Below are 1223 nucleotides of genomic sequence, written 5' to 3' on the forward strand. Positions count from 1 at the left end.
TGTAGTGGTTCAGTTTTTTTAAACCATCCCGTAGGAGGATTAAGCCGCCTGTTGCTCGAACAGCGCAGGCGGCAAGTGGTTCGAGGCGGAGTGGCAACGGCGATAGTTGTAATGCGAGATGAATTCCAGCACATCCTTCTCCGCTTCGAAATGATTCTGGTAGCCGTTTTCCGGCATCCAATCGTGCTTCAATGTCCTGAAATAGCGCTCCACCACCGCGTTATCCCAACAGTTGCCTCGACGACTCATACTCTGAACGATGCGGCTTTCTGCCAAGCAGGCGACAAATCGATCAGCAGTGTACTGACAGCCTTGGTCTGAGTGGAACAGCAACTCAGGCATCGGTCGCCGGATAGATACTGCCAACTTCAGCGCTCTTGCAGACAGCTCAGCATCGGCAGTCCGAGAGCACGCCCAGCCCACAATCCTGCGTGAAAACAAATCCATCACCACCGCGAGGTAAAGCCAGCTATTGCCCACTCTGATGTAGGTAATATCGCCTGCCCAAAGCGTGTCTGGCCGGCTTGGATTAAAGCGACGATCAAGTATGTTCGGGGCTACGATCGCCGGCTTCGTGGCGCGGCGATAGTGTGCATAACGTGGCCTGCGTCGGTGCAGACCAAAGGTATTGATCAAGGTACGCATTCGATAGCGACCAATGAAAACGCCCTCTTTTCTTAATTCTTTGCAAAGCCCACGAGTACCCAACGCCTCTCGATGTTCCTTATGCAATGCACGAAGTTTGCGCCTCAACCAACGCACTGCAGGCTTCAGTCGCTTGGGTTTTCGCTTTGTGTAATAGCTGCTTCGGGCAATGCCAAGCACCGCGCACATACGCCGAATCGACATCGCACCTTTAACGCCATCAATCATTTGGTTCGAGAGAACAGAACCTTTAGATGAGAGGGCAATTGCTTTTTTAGCACTTGGTTCTCGGCTTCAAGTAGCGCCAGTTTTGCCAGTAGCGACTCGATCAGTTCCTGGTCCTGCAGTCGTGGAGGCTGCGATATCCCGTCCTGCTCCCGGCGCCAACGTGAAACCCAGCGGCGCAAGGCAGTAGGGCCTACTCCAGTGGCTTCACAGGCTTTAGGTACGGAGTAATGCATCTCCACAACCAAGCGAATGGCCTCTGCTTTTTGCTCTGACGTGACAACCCGATAACCCATGATGCTTCCTTAGATCGACGCTCCTACATCATGGTCTAAAAAAATTCGACCGCAACA

At 52.9% G+C, this 1223-nt stretch carries 2 protein-coding genes; both read right to left on the reverse strand.

The features are described from left to right. Positions 1 to 39: 39 nt before the first annotated feature. Positions 40 to 873 (reverse strand): IS3 family transposase, encoded by an 834-nt coding sequence (locus GBC55_RS29715; protein WP_162441222.1) that lies wholly within the window; start codon positions 871 to 873, stop codon positions 40 to 42. Further along, positions 870 to 1166 (reverse strand): transposase, encoded by a 297-nt coding sequence (locus tag GBC55_RS29720; protein WP_162441223.1) that lies wholly within the window; start codon positions 1164 to 1166, stop codon positions 870 to 872. The genes GBC55_RS29715 and GBC55_RS29720 overlap by 4 nt, the downstream gene beginning before the upstream one ends. Positions 1167 to 1223: the final 57 nt, after the last annotated feature.

The sequence above is a fragment of the Pseudomonas sp. TNT3 genome (assembly GCF_010095445.2).
Classification (GTDB): domain Bacteria; phylum Pseudomonadota; class Gammaproteobacteria; order Pseudomonadales; family Pseudomonadaceae; genus Aquipseudomonas.